17 protein-coding genes, 2 rRNA genes and 1 riboswitch (1 of these 20 cut by a window edge) are annotated in these 16,312 nt (G+C 50.6%); of the genes, 2 read left to right on the top strand and 17 right to left on the bottom strand.

Annotation, left to right across the window (positions count from 1 at the left end; genetic code table 11):
* Nucleotides 1-17 precede the first annotated feature (17 nt).
* The 5 genes from rsmA to L1F29_RS00130 form a co-directional block, all read right to left on the bottom strand.
* Nucleotides 18-893 (bottom strand): 16S rRNA (adenine(1518)-N(6)/adenine(1519)-N(6))-dimethyltransferase RsmA, encoded by an 876-nt coding sequence (rsmA, locus tag L1F29_RS00150; RefSeq protein WP_258386416.1) that lies wholly within the window; start codon nucleotides 891-893, stop codon nucleotides 18-20.
* Nucleotides 890-1,459: a ribonuclease M5 gene (rnmV, locus tag L1F29_RS00145; RefSeq protein WP_258386415.1), complete on the bottom strand. Its 570-nt coding sequence runs from the start codon at nucleotides 1,457-1,459 to the stop codon at nucleotides 890-892. The genes rsmA and rnmV overlap by 4 nt, the downstream gene beginning before the upstream one ends.
* A gap of 113 nt (nucleotides 1,460-1,572) precedes the next feature.
* Nucleotides 1,573-2,721 (bottom strand): resuscitation-promoting factor, encoded by a 1,149-nt coding sequence (locus L1F29_RS00140; protein ID WP_258386414.1) that lies wholly within the window; start codon nucleotides 2,719-2,721, stop codon nucleotides 1,573-1,575.
* Nucleotides 2,722-2,946: 225 nt separating this feature from the next.
* Nucleotides 2,947-3,153, bottom strand: a riboswitch (cyclic di-AMP (ydaO/yuaA leader).
* Nucleotides 3,154-3,337: 184 nt separating this feature from the next.
* Nucleotides 3,338-4,105, bottom strand: a complete 768-nt coding sequence (locus L1F29_RS00135) for a TatD family hydrolase (RefSeq protein WP_258389556.1) — start codon at nucleotides 4,103-4,105, stop codon at nucleotides 3,338-3,340.
* Nucleotides 4,106-4,125: 20 nt separating this feature from the next.
* Nucleotides 4,126-5,436 (bottom strand): HD domain-containing protein, encoded by a 1,311-nt coding sequence (locus L1F29_RS00130; protein WP_258386413.1) that lies wholly within the window; start codon nucleotides 5,434-5,436, stop codon nucleotides 4,126-4,128.
* 332 nt (nucleotides 5,437-5,768) lie between these two features.
* Here L1F29_RS00130 and L1F29_RS00125 point away from each other — a divergent pair, with 332 nt between their 5' ends.
* A complete protein-coding gene (locus L1F29_RS00125; RefSeq protein WP_204822582.1) occupies nucleotides 5,769-6,023 on the top strand; it encodes an AbrB/MazE/SpoVT family DNA-binding domain-containing protein in 255 nt (84 codons plus the stop codon).
* Between the two features lie 126 nt (nucleotides 6,024-6,149).
* Here the strand turns inward: L1F29_RS00125 and rsmI are convergent, their stop codons facing one another.
* The 10 genes from rsmI to L1F29_RS00075 form a co-directional block, all read right to left on the bottom strand.
* The gene (gene rsmI / locus L1F29_RS00120; protein WP_258386412.1) at nucleotides 6,150-7,055 is read right to left on the bottom strand and encodes a 16S rRNA (cytidine(1402)-2'-O)-methyltransferase; all 906 of its coding nucleotides are present in this window, start codon (nucleotides 7,053-7,055) and stop codon (nucleotides 6,150-6,152) included.
* A 6-nt stretch (nucleotides 7,056-7,061) separates the two neighbouring features.
* The gene (locus L1F29_RS00115) at nucleotides 7,062-7,829 is read right to left on the bottom strand and encodes a tRNA1(Val) (adenine(37)-N6)-methyltransferase (protein ID WP_258386411.1); all 768 of its coding nucleotides are present in this window, start codon (nucleotides 7,827-7,829) and stop codon (nucleotides 7,062-7,064) included.
* Between the two features lie 145 nt (nucleotides 7,830-7,974).
* Nucleotides 7,975-8,340, bottom strand: a complete 366-nt coding sequence (locus tag L1F29_RS00110; RefSeq protein WP_373876513.1) for an initiation-control protein YabA — start codon at nucleotides 8,338-8,340, stop codon at nucleotides 7,975-7,977.
* 75 nt (nucleotides 8,341-8,415) lie between these two features.
* Nucleotides 8,416-9,216 (bottom strand): PSP1 domain-containing protein, encoded by an 801-nt coding sequence (locus L1F29_RS00105; protein ID WP_258386409.1) that lies wholly within the window; start codon nucleotides 9,214-9,216, stop codon nucleotides 8,416-8,418.
* 4 nt (nucleotides 9,217-9,220) lie between these two features.
* On the bottom strand, nucleotides 9,221-10,198 hold the full coding sequence (gene holB, locus L1F29_RS00100; protein WP_258386408.1) for a DNA polymerase III subunit delta': 978 nt from the start codon (nucleotides 10,196-10,198) through the stop codon (nucleotides 9,221-9,223).
* A gap of 20 nt (nucleotides 10,199-10,218) precedes the next feature.
* Nucleotides 10,219-10,662: a YaaR family protein gene (locus L1F29_RS00095; RefSeq protein ID WP_258386407.1), complete on the bottom strand. Its 444-nt coding sequence runs from the start codon at nucleotides 10,660-10,662 to the stop codon at nucleotides 10,219-10,221.
* 17 nt (nucleotides 10,663-10,679) lie between these two features.
* A complete protein-coding gene (darA, locus tag L1F29_RS00090; RefSeq protein WP_204822576.1) occupies nucleotides 10,680-11,009 on the bottom strand; it encodes a cyclic di-AMP receptor DarA in 330 nt (109 codons plus the stop codon).
* Between the two features lie 83 nt (nucleotides 11,010-11,092).
* Nucleotides 11,093-11,728, bottom strand: a complete 636-nt coding sequence (tmk, locus tag L1F29_RS00085) for a dTMP kinase (protein ID WP_258386406.1) — start codon at nucleotides 11,726-11,728, stop codon at nucleotides 11,093-11,095.
* Nucleotides 11,729-11,792: 64 nt separating this feature from the next.
* Complete coding sequence (locus L1F29_RS00080) at nucleotides 11,793-13,319, bottom strand: aminotransferase class I/II-fold pyridoxal phosphate-dependent enzyme (RefSeq protein ID WP_258386405.1); 1,527 nt, start codon at nucleotides 13,317-13,319, stop codon at nucleotides 11,793-11,795.
* Nucleotides 13,320-13,505: 186 nt separating this feature from the next.
* Nucleotides 13,506-13,697 (bottom strand): sigma factor G inhibitor Gin, encoded by a 192-nt coding sequence (locus L1F29_RS00075; protein WP_373876463.1) that lies wholly within the window; start codon nucleotides 13,695-13,697, stop codon nucleotides 13,506-13,508.
* Nucleotides 13,698-13,919: 222 nt separating this feature from the next.
* Here L1F29_RS00075 and L1F29_RS00070 point away from each other — a divergent pair, with 222 nt between their 5' ends.
* Nucleotides 13,920-14,450, top strand: a complete 531-nt coding sequence (locus L1F29_RS00070; RefSeq protein WP_258386404.1) for a transposase — start codon at nucleotides 13,920-13,922, stop codon at nucleotides 14,448-14,450.
* A 92-nt stretch (nucleotides 14,451-14,542) separates the two neighbouring features.
* On the opposite strand, the gene rrf is transcribed toward L1F29_RS00070, so the two are convergent.
* Together rrf and L1F29_RS00060 are read right to left on the bottom strand one after the other, a co-directional pair.
* A 5S ribosomal RNA gene (rrf, locus tag L1F29_RS00065) occupies nucleotides 14,543-14,659 on the bottom strand.
* A 105-nt stretch (nucleotides 14,660-14,764) separates the two neighbouring features.
* A 23S ribosomal RNA gene (locus L1F29_RS00060) occupies nucleotides 14,765-16,312 on the bottom strand; it runs 1,383 nt beyond the window's last position.

Here is a 16,312-nt window from a genome sequence, read left to right as displayed (position 1 = left end):
AGGTGCCTTGCCCGGCCTTAGAAGCCTGCTTGCTGCAGCGCGTCGCTGATGACAGCGAACTCTGCGATCGACAGCGTCTCTCCGCGGCGGGACGGATCGATTCCACAGCCCTCAAGCAGGGGAACCACCTTATCGCGGTTCGCTTTGCCGATGAAGGCTGACAAATTATTCGCAATCGTCTTCCGCCGCTGAGCGAAGCTCGCCTGAACCGTACGGAAGAAATGATCCTCGTTTGCCACCTCGACGGGAGGCTTGTCCCGAAGCGTCAGCTTAATTACCGCGGAGTCTACATTCGGCTGCGGGATAAACACGGTATGCGGCACGACGCAGACCAGCTCAGGCACGCAGTAGTACTGTACGGCTACGCTAAGGCTTCCGTACTCCTTGCCGCCTGGCTTCGCCGCCATCCGCTCCGCTACTTCCTTCTGAATCATGACGACGATATTCTCAAGCGGCAGCTTCTCCTCCAGCAGCTTCATCAGAATCGGCGTCGTGACGTAATACGGCAGGTTAGCCACGACGCTCACGCCGGCAAGCCCTGCAAACTGCCGTTCCATCAGTTCGCGAAGTTCCAGCTTGAGCACATCGCCATGCTCGATGTGGACATTATCGGTCTCCGCGAAGACATCCTGCAGAATCGGAATGAGCCGCTGATCGATTTCTACGGCGGTTACGCGTCCTGCAGTCTCCGAGAGCCGCTGCGTAAGCGCCCCGATGCCCGGACCGATCTCCAGTGCGCCCTTCGTCTTGTCCAGCTCCGCGGCATCTACAATATTTCGCAATATATTTTGATCGATCAAGAAATTTTGTCCCAGACTCTTCTTAAACGAAAAGCCGTATTTCGCAATAATATCCCGTGTTCGTTTCGGTGTCGCTACGTCTGCCTGCGTCATGATTCGCTTCCCCCGTTCTCCTGCTCCATACGCGCTAACGCCTGCTCGAATTCTTCACGCGTTATCCGGAACATGGTGCAGCGCTTATAGAACTGTTTCCCGTTCGCATAACCGATCCCGAGTAAGTTGCCCATTCTGAGCCTGCGCTCCGACGCTTGGGCATTTACCAGCAGTCCGGCCTTCATCAAGTCATCCCACGTAATCTCCGGCGCCGTATCCGCTTGTTCCTCTGCGACTTCCGTCCGTACATTCGCAAGCGCCCGTCTTATTGCTTCAGGCGATGCATTCTCTACCCCGATATCGCCCTTATAGAGCGCTTCTTCCTGCGGAAGAAACGCATGCTTGCAGCCTGGAACCCGCTGCGCGACAATTTTACGGATTCGTTCGCCTGCATGATCCGGATCCGTAAAGATAATAACCCCTCTGCGCTGCTGGGCAAGCGCCACTCTTCGGAGCACGTCTTCACCGACCGCAGAACCGCCTGTCTCGATCGTCTCCGCTTCAAGCGCCCGCTTAATGGCAACCGTATCGTCCTTGCCCTCTACGACGATGATTTCCTTGATCATGCCGTTCCTTCATCCCCTCTAGACAAACATACAAAAAGAAGAGGCGTCGCCTCTCCTTTATGATGGCATATTTCCTTTTGAAATACGATAATAATTAATCACAGCCGCTAATATCAGATCGATTCCGGTTTCTTCGGCCCCAGTACGTATACCGTATAGCCCTTCTTCCGACCGAAGCGATCCGCATATTTCTCGCTGTCGAAATAAACGTCGATCTTATTGCCTTTGATCGCGCCGCCTGTATCTTCCGCACGGCGGAAACCGATACCTTCGATATACACCCACCAGCCGATCGGAATGACCTTCGGATCGACGGCAATGGTACGTCCTTCCTTGACGCGTGCGCCGGAAGCCGTAATGCCGTACTGTGGATGCCCTTTACTCTTACCGGTAGACTCGACGCCTGCCGAATAAGCCGTTAACGTTACATTCTTTAAGACTTTCTTGGGCTTAAACGTGACGCCCTTCTTCGTCATTGTCGCCACAGACGGCGCCTTCGCGGACAACACCGTAACCTTCGGCTCTTCTTTCTTCGTTCCGACTGCCACGACTTGATTGATGGCCGTCGCTTGCGTCATCTTCGATACAAGCGTATGCGACACCATTTTCCCGTCCGCAAACACCTTCTCATAACGCTTCACAACGGTACCTTCTTTGCCCACCTGCATTAACTTTTGTTTGCCTTGCGGCAAATTCGGGTCTTCCTTCTTGACGACCGTGAACGGCACCGTGTAGGAATTCTGTGAGAGGTGCTTATCGATCCTCACGACCGTAACGGACATGTTCGGCTGGACCGCCGTATCCATGGCAGGAAGTACCTTATCTTGATTGCGAACCGATATATTAGCTTGATCGATCGCTTCCCTAACTGTTTTTTCTGTCGTGTACAACGTTCTTACCTTGCCGTCAGCCTTCACTTGGAGCGGTACCGCATGATCAATAACAATACGGTCGCCGTCCTTTACGCCTCCATTCAGAGGCATGGACACTTTATCGTTCGGTCCAATCGTGATGGCTTGTTCATCCAGTAGGCGTTGAAGGACCCATTGCTTGGTTGAAACAATGTTTTCCTGTCCGTTAACTACTACGGATACGCGCTTGTCAGCCGTCCCGTACAACAACACCAGAAACATGAAAGTCATAGCGATTGAGATCATAGCGCTTAGAATAATTAAACGCAAGTTCTCATGCTTCCATCGCAATGCGAAAGACATGCTGGATGATCGTTTCCCATGGGTGTCCTTAAGCTGGAGTTGGCCCACTTCATCGGTCCTCCTTACATAGCCCCGCCGTCGAATTATGCATGATTAAATTTGACGCGACTAGTTAGATTTAGCGTGCACACACGCTCTTCCTCATGCCCACCTCCATGTATACACCCTATGTCGTCAGTTTACGCATTATTCAAAAATAAAAAGAAGCCGACGACAGAGGATCTGTTTCGTGGCTTCCCCAAAATACAGGTAGCATGGAATGGATGCACGAGGTTGATCTCTCTATTTGCGCTTACGAGGTTAGCTGTCGGGTTCGGGCAAGAGAGTCGCCCTATTCGCACTTCGGCACTTTACAAAACTAAAGTACCGCTGCATAAATTCACCCCAAGAAGAATTCAACAGGCACACGCCAAAAATTCGATTCAGCGTACGCTCTTGGTTCCCCCGCTCTCCATACTGGAGATTAAGCGATATTGGAAAAGGAATACAATGTTTCAAAAGCTCTGAGATGAATGATACCGTCTTTTGCTCCAAATTGTAAAGAAGCGATTAATGACGATTTTAACGAATTTTAAGGATAAACTCGCGAAAAACTGGCGATTTCTTGATTGAAAATTAGTTTTTTCGTGGGATTGGTCCCAAATCCTTGCTCTCAGAGCTCTTTTCACCCAATGTTAAAACATCTTAATGCATTCTCAGTCGTGATTTTGGAAATTTGTTCCAAAGATTTGCCTGTTATTTCCGCTGCAGCCTCGGCAACCAGCCGCACGTAAGCCGATTCATTTCGCTTTCCGCGATATGGATGCGGAGCCAAATATGGGGAGTCCGTTTCGATGAGAAGACGGTCCAGCGGCACCCGGGCGAGCACCTCTTTCGGGACACGCGCATTCTGGAATGTGACCGGTCCTCCGAACGAAATATAGAAGTTCATGTCCAGGCATTGCTTGGCCGTTTCCCAGCTGCCGGAGTAACAGTGCATCACGCCGCCAACCTCTTGTGCCCGCTCTTCTTTCAGGATACGGACGACATCCTCATGAGCGTCGCGGTTATGAATGACGATCGGCAGCTTCTTCTGCTTGGCCAGCTCGATCTGCTGCCGGAATACCCGCTGCTGGATATCCTTCGGCGACGTATCCCAGTGATAATCGAGGCCTATTTCCCCGATCGCCACAACCTTCGGATGATCGCAGAGCGAGGCGATCCAATCCAAATCCCCAGGAAGCATCTCGATGCTGTCCACGGGATGCCACCCGACAACGGCGTAAATAAAATCATAACGTTCCGCTAATTCCATCGTAGTCGGAATCGTTTCGCGGTTGAACCCGATATTGATTAATTTTTCGATTCCGGCAGCCCGCGCCCTTTCGATGACTTCTGCGCGGTCAGCGTCGAATTTATAGGAATCCAAGTGGGTGTGAGTGTCGATTAACATCAATGAAGACAAACCCCTTTCTACAAGTAAAAGCCAAATACATCACGCACGGCTTGCGAGAAATACGCCGCCTTCTCACGCACTTTCTCCATCGGGAAATAGAGGTGATATTTCCCGCGGTGAAGGCCGGTAATGGATCGAATTATATCGGATTTTGCCGATATCTCTGACAAACGCTCCTCCTGGTCGAGAAGCAAAATCGGCGGTTTTTCGTCTTTCTCCGATACGGCTGCTCCCGGCTGATAAACATCGTATGGCAAATCCAGCGGGAAGTCGATTTCAAGGTGATATTCCGGGTGGAGCCCGGCAGAATGAAATTCGTCGCGTATTTGCCGCCACAACGTTTCATTCGCTTCATCCATGGTGACATACTTATATAGTTTACGGTTTAAGAACCGCTGACACAAGTCGGACAGAACCGGATCCGCTTCCTTCTGCCATTGGACGAATGCCGTCTGGACAAGCGCTTCATCAAGCGATAAATACCCTTCCACATCTATTGTGCCCTGAAGCAAATGTTCAAGCGGATCAATCATCCAAGCGAAGCTGTAGCTGCTCCCATAGAGCTCTTTGGCTCTGCGGAAAATTTGCCTGAGAATAATTTCCGAGCTGCGGGTAACCGGGTGAAAATAAACCTGCCAATACATCTGGTAACGGGACATCAAGTAATCTTCAACGGCATGCATGCCGCTCTCCTTGACGACGATTTGATCCTGGTGGGGACGAAGCACACGGAGAATGCGCTCCAGATCGAATGTGCCATAATTGACCCCTGTAAAATAAGCGTCGCGCAGGAGATAATCCATGCGGTCGGCGTCCATCTGACTCGAGACCAGACTCATGACGATGGGACGCTCATAGGTCTTGCAAATAACGGCTGAAACCTGCTCCGGAAAGGACGGATCGACCCTTCGGAGCACGTCGTTGATTTCCGTTTCTTCTAATAATATACGACATGTCCATTCCTCGTGATGGGTTTCGAATACCTCCTCGATGGAATGCGAGAACGGACCGTGTCCGACATCATGAAGGAGAGCCGCGCATAGGGAAACCAACTTCTCGTTTCTAGGCCAATCGGAGTACCCGCCGCGCTCGAACTGCGAGATGATTTTCCGTGTAATTTCATATACGCCAAGCGAATGGGAGAACCGGCTGTGCTCGGCGCCATGGAACGTCAGATAGGAGGTGCCCAGCTGGCGTATGCGCCGAAGTCGTTGGAATTCTCTGGTATTAATAAGGTTCCATACCGTTTCGTCTTGAACGTAGATATACTTGTGAACCGGATCCTTAAACACTTTCTCTTCTGCCAGCGGACGCATCTTCGCATACATGGGTGATCCCTCCCTACTCTAGTAACCCGTTATTACAACATAATACCAATAGGGGTTTTAACCCTTAACAAGAAGCTTTAGACAAATTTTCGACACAATTTTAGATTTAATGTCGAACAATGTCGTAATTTTATTTCCAAAATGAATTCTGATGTTGTACGATAAGTATAGCTTAATAACCTTATCTCTATAGCGATTTTAGCAAATAAGAGCCTACTCCGGTCCAATTCGGTATTGACTATTTTGGTAAACGTTGGTACTATAGAGAAAAGAAATGATAGAATTTTGTCGAATTATGACGAATTACTTTTTGAGAGGGGACACGATAGATTATGATGAAATCGACAGGAATTGTTCGGAAAGTTGATGAGCTTGGACGTGTTGTTATCCCAATTGAGCTGCGCCGTACGCTCGGTATTGGCGAGAAGGACGCGCTTGAGATATATGTAGATGGTGAACGGATCATGTTGAAGAAATACGAGCCTGCTTGTATCTTCTGCGGCAATGCAGAGAACGTTACATATTTCAAAGGAAAAATCGTTTGCAACGTTTGTTTGACCGAATTACCAACTCCCGTCACAAAATAAGAGACAAATTCGGAATTATGAGTTATAATAGAATTAATCAACTTGTTAATTCTAACCTTTTTTATACTCCTTACTGCCTTCCTGAGCCAAGAACCCCTCAGGAAGGCCCTTTTTTTTGTCCGCCTCCTACTTTCGCATTAGTTCATTATATACATCGCGCTTAGGCAGTCCTAGATCTTGAGCCGCTTTTTTGATCGCCTCTCTCCGATCGCCGGTTTGCTCCTCGTAACGGCTAACATGCTCCGACAGCTCCAGTCCCTTCCACCAGGGCCGATCCTCCTCCTCTTGCCCCTCTCCGGTTACGGTTCCATCATACCCGGCGATAACTAAACAATATTCACCCATGGCCGGGTTCTCTTCTAACCATTGTAAGCATTCTGTAATTGTTCCTCTGACTGCTTCCTCATGCCGTTTGGTCAGCTCGCGGACCATGGCGATCGGACGGTCACCCCAATTCTCATGCATAGCCGCTAATGTCTTTCCCACCCGATGTGGTGATTCATAACAAATAAGGGTACCTTCCTGCTTCCGCAGCTGCTGCAGCCATTGCGCTAACGGCTTACGGTCGCGCGGCGGGAATCCGACAAAGGAGAAACGGTCGGTCGGTTGGCCCGATATGATCAACGCCGACAATGCCGCATTCGCGCCGGGTATCGGAACGACGCTAATATGATGCTCCACCGCGGATGCAACCAGGTCCGCCCCAGGATCGGATATAGCCGGGAGCCCCGCATCGCTCACCAGCGCGATCGATTGCCCTTCCATCAGCAAGCGGATCAGCTCTATACCGCTAGCCTGCTTGTTATGTTCATGATAGCTGACAAGACGTGTCGCAATTTCATAATGGGTCAGCAGCTTGCGGGTTTGGCGCGTATCCTCGGCAGCGATGATATCGACTTCCTTCAGCGTGCGTATCGCGCGGAAGGTCATATCCTCCAAATTGCCGATCGGCGTTCCAACCAGGTACAACGTCCCGCTTCGTTCCGCCGCTGCGCTCTCACTGCCTCGACTAAAGCTTCTTTGCACATTCATGACGATTTACATTCCCTCGCTTAAGGACGCTTGTCCCCCATAATAAATGTCCATGATTTCTTTGTTGTATTGTTTCTCTTCACTATATACGATGAGCGGAGCGAGCAGCTTGACGTCAGGCTTCGCATCTCGGACCGATTCAATCAGCACCATATTCGCCTCCGCCTCGACACGCGGATGAACGAATCGGACCCGCTTCGGCTCAAGCTTATACCGGCGCATCAGCTCTACGATCTCGACAAAACGGGAAGGCCGGTGCACCATCGATACTCGGCCTCCGGTACGGATAAGCTTTGCGCATGCCGCCACAATCTCCTCCAGGGAACCGTTTATTTCATGCCGTGCCATGGCGTAATGCTCATTCACATTCTTATCTCCGCTATTTGCCGGCAGATAAGGCGGATTCACCGTTATCGCATCGTATTTTCCATACCCGCTCTGTTTGTGATAATCCCGCAGATCGGCTTCATAAATCCGGATTCGCTCTTGCAGGCCATTCATCGCAACACTCCTCCGCGCCATATCCGCCAGCCTCGGCTGAATTTCTACGGCATCGATCATGGCTTGCGACCGCGTTGTAAGCAGCAAGGGGACGACGCCGTTGCCTGTACAGAGATCGAGAATTGTTCCACGCATCGGGACCCCTGCGAACCGGGCAAGCAATACCGCATCCATCGAGAAGCTGAACACTTCCCTGCTCTGAATAATAGATAGCTGATGCGTCAGCAAGTCATCCAATCGTTCTCCAGGTTGAAGATCACTTTCTTTATACACGCTCTTGTATACCCCCGCTTTCCCCGTTTCAAACCCTGCTTATGAGAACCTTACTATTCTATAGTTTAAAAGATAAAGCCGTCCTTATTCAAGGACGGCCTCGGTACTTCCGAATCATCGTTGTCGCTTTCGGCTGACAACACCCCTATTTATTAAGAAAGGACAGGCAGAACAGACAGTCGCCTTCCGTACGCAAATGTCCGTAATAGACATTACAGATATGAAATCCTTCGTGATATAGGCGGGCCAGGTTGTCATAGCCTTCTCCGACAGCAGTCTGGTCAACCGGTACCGGCGGTTCTTCCGGGATCGCTTCCTCAGATACGTCTACCGTAATCGATTTTGGCGTTTGTGGATTCGTATGAATGGCCGTCTCACGCTTAAAAATTTTGCGCAGCTGTTGATTCTCGATACTCAGCCGCTTGTTTTCTTCCAGGAGCGCCTTCACATGCTGCTTAAGCGTTCCCAGCTCTTGATACAAGTTACCAGTTCTCGACTCCAACTCATCCATCTTATTGAATATATCGTTCTTGTTCAATTTCCCACCCCAAAGACGCTCGGCTTCGGACTATTCGCCAACGAGATATTACTTGACCACGACATCATCCAGCGGCAGTTCCTTCGGCTTGCCGCCTTCAAACAGCTGAACATGGACGGTTTTGCTACGGGCGTTAATTCCCGTCACTTTCCCTTCGCCGTACGACGTGACGACGATTTTCCCGACAGCCGGCAGCTCTTCCCTGACGCTTTCATAATTATCGTGTTCATACTTCAAACAGCACATCAACCGGCCGCATAAGCCGGAAATTTTCGTCGGATTAAGCGATAGGTTCTGATCCTTCGCCATCTTGATCGATACCGGCTCGAAATCGCCAAGCCAGGACGAGCAGCATAGCACGCGGCCGCATGGACCGATGCCGCCCAACATCTTAGCTTCATCCCGCACGCCGATCTGTCTAAGCTCGATGCGGGTGCGGAACACGCTGGCCAAATCTTTGACTAACTCACGAAAGTCGACCCGGCCCTCGGCGGTAAAATAAAAAATGATTTTGTTGCGGTCGAATGTAAATTCCACATCGACCAGCTTCATTTTTAATTGATGATCTCTAATTTTGTCGAGGCAGGTAGCAAAGGCGTTCTTGGCTGCCGCTTTGTTCTCCTCAACAATTTTGGCGTCGTTGTCACCGGCGATGCGTATTACTTTTTTTAGCGGAAGGACAACATCCGATTCACCGACTTGCTTCTGTCCAACCACAACTTTGCCGTATTCAACCCCGCGTGCCGTCTCGACGATAACATGCTGCTCTTTGTCGACCGGGAGCTCAATCGGATCAAAGTAATAAATTTTGCCCGCCTTCTTAAAGCGGACGCCAACGACGTTATACAACCCATCACCCCTCCTGTATACGAACTAACAGCTGCTCGAAAGCCAGCTGCGGGGATACATTGGCTCTCATTCGCTTGCCTGCTTCGAGCGTATGCTCCATGCATCTGATCCAGCCTTCCGCCGGACGCGCGAATGCATGCTTGCGAAGCCAATCTATCTGATCTATAAAAACGACCTCATCTTGTCTTCCTGCTTGAATATGAATCATATCTTTATACCATAGAACGAGTAACGACAACAGCAATTGCGGCTGATCGCCGAGCTCGGATTTGAATACTTGCTGCTGGGCAGTCAATATAGCCGCGGTGAATCGGACTAGACTATCCTTGCCTAATTGTATCACTACATTTCTCATTTCTGCAAACCCATTCTGCTGGACGAGCGCGCGGCATGCATCCAATCCGGATGCCAGATGGACGGCTGCTCGGCCAAGAAGCACGGGCACACCTTCCAAGCTCAACGTCTGCAGCATATCGGCGGGGGCAAGCGGCAGAAACGGAACCCATTGCGTCCGGGAACGAATGGTCGGAAGCACGGCTTGTCCATTGTCGGCCAGTAAGACGGCGACGACCGATGAGCTGGGCTCCTCCAGAAACTTCAGCAGGCTGTTCGCAGCCTGAAGCGTCATCGATTCCGATCGCTTCATTATATATACTTTACGTTCCATTCCGCTGTTGCGGTAAGCAAGCTCACGCTGCAGCTCACGGATCTGGTCAATTTTAATCGAATTGCCATCCGGCTCTACGACATGCAGATCCGGTTGGTTGCCATGTTCAAATTTTCGGCACTCTATACATGTTCCGCAAGCATCACCGGATCCGCTTCCGCAGAACAACGCTTTGGCAAATGCAAGCGCCATAGCCATTCTTCCGCTTCCGGGCGGACCGGTAAATAAATAAGCATGCGACACTTTTCCGCTCTTCAGCGCATGCTGCAAAATCCGTTTCGCCTTCTGCTGACCGGCTAGTTGTTCGATGCTCATGTCTAAAGTCTTCCCTTTCTTTAAAAAACCAAGTTAATGAGGATCCCGCGAATATCTCCGATCTTCTGCAGCAGCTCAATGCGGCCTTCTTCGCTCTCCAACAGCTCTTCGCCCATCTGCACGAGCGCCGCATCAAGCTCATCTAGAAGCTTATAGCGTTTCGTACGTCCACGGCGGTCGAACCCCCGGGTTTCTCTCATTCCAATGCCGCGGCGCACCGTATCCTCGAGGAACTGCTTCACCATTTGGCGATAAAGCTTCAGCTCTCGTACCGTCATCGAGCGCGAGAGCCGTTCACCTTGAAGATGAATGTCCTGCAGCTTCTGCTGAAGCTGTTCCATGGAGCGCTGCTCATCTTGATGCTGCATCATATCGGAGAAGCTTTTCGGCTGCAGCGGCTTGGTGCCAATTTCAGTCCGCGTCCGGTCCTGACCAAGAGGACGCCAACCCGGATTGATTTTCATCTTATGTCACGTCCATTTCAGAAATGTTCGAACCGTTCGACCGGAACGACAAATACCGCTGCCCCGCCCACTTGTACTTCAACCGGGAAAGGAATATATGCATCTGTCGTGCTTCCCATCGGCGATACGGGAGAAACAAGCTGATCGCGCACTTTGCAGTTGGAACGAATAACGTTCAGCACTTCATGTACACGCTCATCTTCAATACCGATCATAAAAGTCGTGTTGCCAGCGCGCAGAAAGCCACCCGTACTGGCGAGCTTTGTCGCTCTAAAGCCTTCACGGACGAGCGCATTCGACAAACGGTTACTATCTTTATCCTGTACAATGGCGACGACTAATTTCATCCATATCCCTCCCAAGATCGTTAGGTGTGTAACAGCTAAAAAACGCGTACCCTAATAATTTGACATCGCTTGCAGTAAATCCTTTAAATCCAGCCAAATCGTTCATGAATAACCGATAATGCCGCCTGAAGCACCTTGTCAGGCTCTTGATGGGCATTAATTGGGATTATGCGCTCCGGCTCCTGATCCCGAAGCAGCAAATATCCCTCGCGAACCCGCCTGTGAAAGGAAAGACCTTCAAGATCGAGCCGATTCACCTCTCGTCCCGCACCTTGTCGAATCCGTTCCAAGCCCTGCTCAGGTGTAATATCCATATAAATCGTCAAGTCTGGCATCATCGTACCGATTGCAAAGCGGTTAATCGATCGGATTTCTTCGATTCCCAATCCGCGGGCATGTCCCTGGTAGGCAAGGCTGCTGTCGATAAAGCGGTCGCAAATGACGATATACCCTTGCTCCAGCGCCGGTGACACTTTCTCTGTCAAATGCTGTCGTCTGGCTGCCGCATACAGCAGCGCTTCCGTACGGGCATCCATCATCGTATTGCTCCGGTCCAAAATAATGCTGCGTATTTGTTCGGCGATCGGAATCCCGCCAGGCTCTCTTGTTGTCATCACCCGATGTCCGCTTGCTGTTAGTGTATGTGCAAGCGCCTGGATGAGTGTCGTTTTTCCGGCGCCTTCTCCACCCTCGATGGTAATAAATCTTCCGTTATTCAATGAAAGAACTCCTCTATCTTGTTATACCCTTATCATAACAAAGGCAACCCGAGCGCGTAAACGGCTACCTGTCCCGAAGGACAGTTATCGTCAGCAGCGTTGGATCTTCAGCACCTTGAAATCTAGCGCCATGCTTAGCCAGCCCGGATATATAATGAACAGATGCGGCGGTAATACGTTCCCCTGCGTATAAGACGGGAATGCCTGGCGGGTAAGGAATAACCGGCTCAGCAGCTATACGGCCATCGGCGTCTGCGAATCGTATTCGTTCGATCTGGTCACTGTGGAAGGGGCGTCTGGCGAATGCAACCGGCTCCGATATCCTTTGATCAAAGGCCATGTCGGAAGGACCTCGATCCTGTTTCTCTGTTCGAGCGCCATAATGTCGTTTATGGCTGGATGATTCACTACTTATTGTCGCAGCTTTATCTTCAATTGCCATCATTTGTTCTTGAAGTCGCATAACATCATCGTCTGCTGCTGGTGCCGCAAATAAGAGAACAATGCGATCCGCATCCGCCATCTCGACCCAACATCCTCGATCCGACAGCATCCCCTGCAGCTCGTATCCGGAATACGTGCCAGTCGCATCCTTTAATAAGATACGCAGCGGATCTAACCGTACGGCACTGCTGCTTTCGACAACCTCAAACATGGTGCAATTCTCGTGCACCCACTGTCGAAAAGATGCTGTGGACTCCACACCGCTAACGAATAATTCTTGTCCGAATGTGTCGACCATTGCCCGGGCAATATCGAGCGAAGCCATGATCGGGTAGGAAGGACTGGAGCTTTGTATCATCGTTAAGGCTTGTCTCAAAGCCTTACGGTCTATTCGCTGGCCTTGCACATGAAGCATGGCTCCCATCGTTAGCGCAAATAATGTTTTATGCGTGGATTGTACGACCGCATCTGCGCCGGCCTGCAGGGCCGAGGTTGGCAATAAAGGATGAAGGCCATAATGCGCGCCATGCGCCTCATCCACCAACAGCAGCTTGTTATGCTTATGAATCATTTCCGCATATGCACGTAAATCGACACTTGCACCATAATAGCTCGGATTCGTCAGGAAGACAGCCTTCGCTTGAGGGTAGCGAATAAGGGCTTGTTCAATCAGCTCCACGGTCGGCACGATGGACAGACCGGTTTCGATATCTTCATCGGGCATCAAGAACACAGCCTGGGCTCCGGCTAATGCCAATCCATTCAGGATCGACTTATGCGCATTACGCTGTACGAGTACAAGATCTCCCGGCTCACAGCTGGCAAGCAGCATGGCCAGATTGCCGACCGTGCTTCCTCCAACAAGAAAATAAGTATCATCCGCACCGAAGCAGGCAGCCGCCAAGTCTTGCGCCTCTTTAATAACTCCGGAAGGGTCATGCAGATCATCCGTCACGGATAACTCCGTTACATCCAGATCCATGATTGCTCGTATTTGCTTCAAGGGTTCACCTTGTAAAGATTCAATAATGGCTAAGGCTTGTCCAAATTTATGACCGGGTACATGAAAGCTGGCCGGGGCAGAAAGATGATGCTCGTACAGCATTTCCAATAGGGGTGCTTTCCAATTCGGTAATCTACTCATCATTCGACTTCCTCTCTCGATCTTCACCTTCCATCATATCGGATATCCATCACTGCATAAACCGCAGATTGTCCTGAAGGATGACAATAAATGACCCCAGCAATCTCATCTTCATGAGTACCGGGGCAGTGAGATACAACGATAGGGGCTGAAATAGGTAAGAGGATATCTGTTAGTAGCATCTGTCGATCACGCGTTCTTCTGCATCCAGATCCGTCTAAGCTGATGAATGAAGAATGGATATTTGGCATCTTGGACGTCGGTTTCAACCATTTCCGTCTCACAGGCTTCACAAATAAATTCGTCGATAATTCGTATGCCGTCCGTTTTCTCATGGCCGCATATAATACAAAAGTTGCGCCCAGCATGATCTTCCATCATTTTTAAACACCTCGCCTTGTAATTCCTCATTGCTACTAGTATGCCACATAGTCTATCAAGTTATACTTGTTTCATAGCCCATTTCAAATAGTAATACATCTTATGTGCGCGCCGGCAAAATGGTGAACGATAGTCCTGTACTTGTTTTAGAGGGAAGTCTTCATAATCGGGTCTCTTATTCCGATACATATGTCGTAATGATACAGAGAGGGCGTTGAAGCTATGAGGGGTACGCTAGCCGAGCAATTGAAGGCGACCATATATCAATACCAGCTTATCCGAAAAATCAATATTCGAAAAGAGTCCAAATGGAGTCATTTGGTTATCGCGTTTATATTATGCGCATTTCAATTCTTGATGTACCGCGTCGAGGGTGCCATCGCGATCGTTGTCGGAATAATATTTACACAAATCATTCATTTTATTATTATTCGGCTAACCTTAATTCGAGTCGACGTTCCGGATTATCGTCGGTGGAGCTGGCTTAAACGACCGCCGTGGGTCGGATACGTCCCAACCTCACATATTGAATTGGCCTTGTTCAGAAGGCTCCACCGTCATTTGCTGTGGCTAGGGCTATGCGCAATCGGTATTGCGTATCCTTGGGCTAATGAAGCCCAAATGATTAGCTTAGTAAGCTGGCACATCTGGTTCTTAGCTCCACGATTGGTTGTGCTTCGTAAGCTCAAGAAGATGAAGCCAGACGGGATCTTAAAGCTGCACACGACGGAAGTCAGCTATTATCATCGTTAAGGCAAAATAAAAAAGGGGCAGCTTGCTGATGAGCTGTCCCTTTTTTATTTCGGACAACAAAAAACCGACCGCAAATGCGATCGGTTCCTCGTGCTTGGCGACGTCCTACTCTTCCAGGACCCTGCGGTCCAAGTACCATCGGCGCTGAAGGGCTTAACGGTCGTGTTCGAGATGGGTACGCGTGGTTCCCCTTCGCCATTACCACCAAACGTTTCAGGTGTTTTGTTGCACCTTCAAAACTGGATACGAGTTTGCGCAACTCTTACATCTAAAGCATATGCTTCCGAAGCAGTCTTTCACTCCGTGAAAGCTTGTAGGATAAGCCCTCGACCGATTAGTATTCGTCAGCTGCATGCATTACTGCACTTCCACCCCGAACCTATCAACCTGGTCGTCTTCCAGGGGTCTTACGAATTGGGAAATCTCATCTTGAGGGGGGCTTCGCGCTTAGATGCTTTCAGCGCTTATCCCGTCCGTACGTAGCTACCCAGCGGTGCTCCTGGCGGAACAACTGGTACACCAGCGGTACGTCCATCCCGGTCCTCTCGTACTAAGGACAGCTCCTCTCAAATTTCCTACGCCCACGACAGATAGGGACCGAACTGTCTCACGACGTTCTGAACCCAGCTCGCGTACCGCTTTAATGGGCGAACAGCCCAACCCTTGGGACCTACTTCAGCCCCAGGATGCGATGAGCCGACATCGAGGTGCCAAACCTCCCCGTCGATGTGGACTCTTGGGGGAGATAAGCCTGTTATCCCCAGGGTAGCTTTTATCCGTTGAGCGATGGCCCTTCCATGCGGTACCACCGGATCACTAAGCCCGACTTTCGTCCCTGCTCGACTTGTAGGTCTCGCAGTCAAGCTCCCTTATGCCTTTGCACGCTACGAATGATTTCCAACCATTCTGAGGGAACCTTTGGGCGCCTCCGTTACTTTTTAGGAGGCGACCGCCCCAGTCAAACTGCCCGCCTGACACGGTCCCTCCACCCGATTCAGGGTGGCAGGTTAGAACTCCGATACGATCAGGGTGGTATCCCAACGGTGCCTCCACCGAAGCTGGCGCTCCGGCTTCCTAGGCTCCCACCTATCCTGTACAGATCGTACCAAAGTCCAATATCAAGCTGCAGTAAAGCTCCATGGGGTCTTTCCGTCTTGTCGCGGGTAACCTGCATCTTCACAGGTATTAAAATTTCACCGGATCTCTCGTTGAGACAGCGCCCAAGTCGTTACGCCATTCGTGCGGGTCAGAATTTACCTGACAAGGAATTTCGCTACCTTAGGACCGTTATAGTTACGGCCGCCGTTTACTGGGGCTTCGGTTCACAGCTTCGGGTTGCCCCTAACCGCTCCCCTTAACCTTCCAGCACCGGGCAGGCGTCAGCCCGTATACTTCGCCTTACGGCTTCGCACAGACCTGTGTTTTTGCTAAACAGTCGCTTGGGCCTTTTCACTGCGGCCCCCTCGGGCTATTCACCCTACCGAGGCACCCCTTCTCCCGAAGTTACGGGGTCATTTTGCCGAGTTCCTTAACGAGAGTTCTTCCGCGCGCCTTAGCATGCTCTGCTCGCCTACCTGTGTCGGTTTGCGGTACGGGCACCTTCACCTGGCTAGAGGCTTTTCTTGGCAGCGGGAACTCATGACCTTCGGTACTATAATTTTCCCTCCCCGTCACAGCTCAGCCTTATCGATGGGCGGATTTGCCAACCCATCAGCCTTGCTGCTTGGACGGACTATTCCATCAGTCCGCGTCACTATCCTTCTGCGTCACCCCATTGCTCATAACGGTTTACGGTGGTACAGGAATTTCAACCTGTTGTCCTTCGACTACGCCTTTCGGCCTCGCCTTAGGTCCCGACTTAC

The sequence above is a fragment of the Paenibacillus spongiae genome (genome assembly GCF_024734895.1).
GTDB classification, from domain to species: Bacteria; Bacillota; Bacilli; order Paenibacillales; family Paenibacillaceae; genus Paenibacillus_Z; species Paenibacillus_Z spongiae.
Note: the sequence above shows the minus strand (reverse complement) of the source record. Positions and strands in the feature narration are given on the sequence as shown.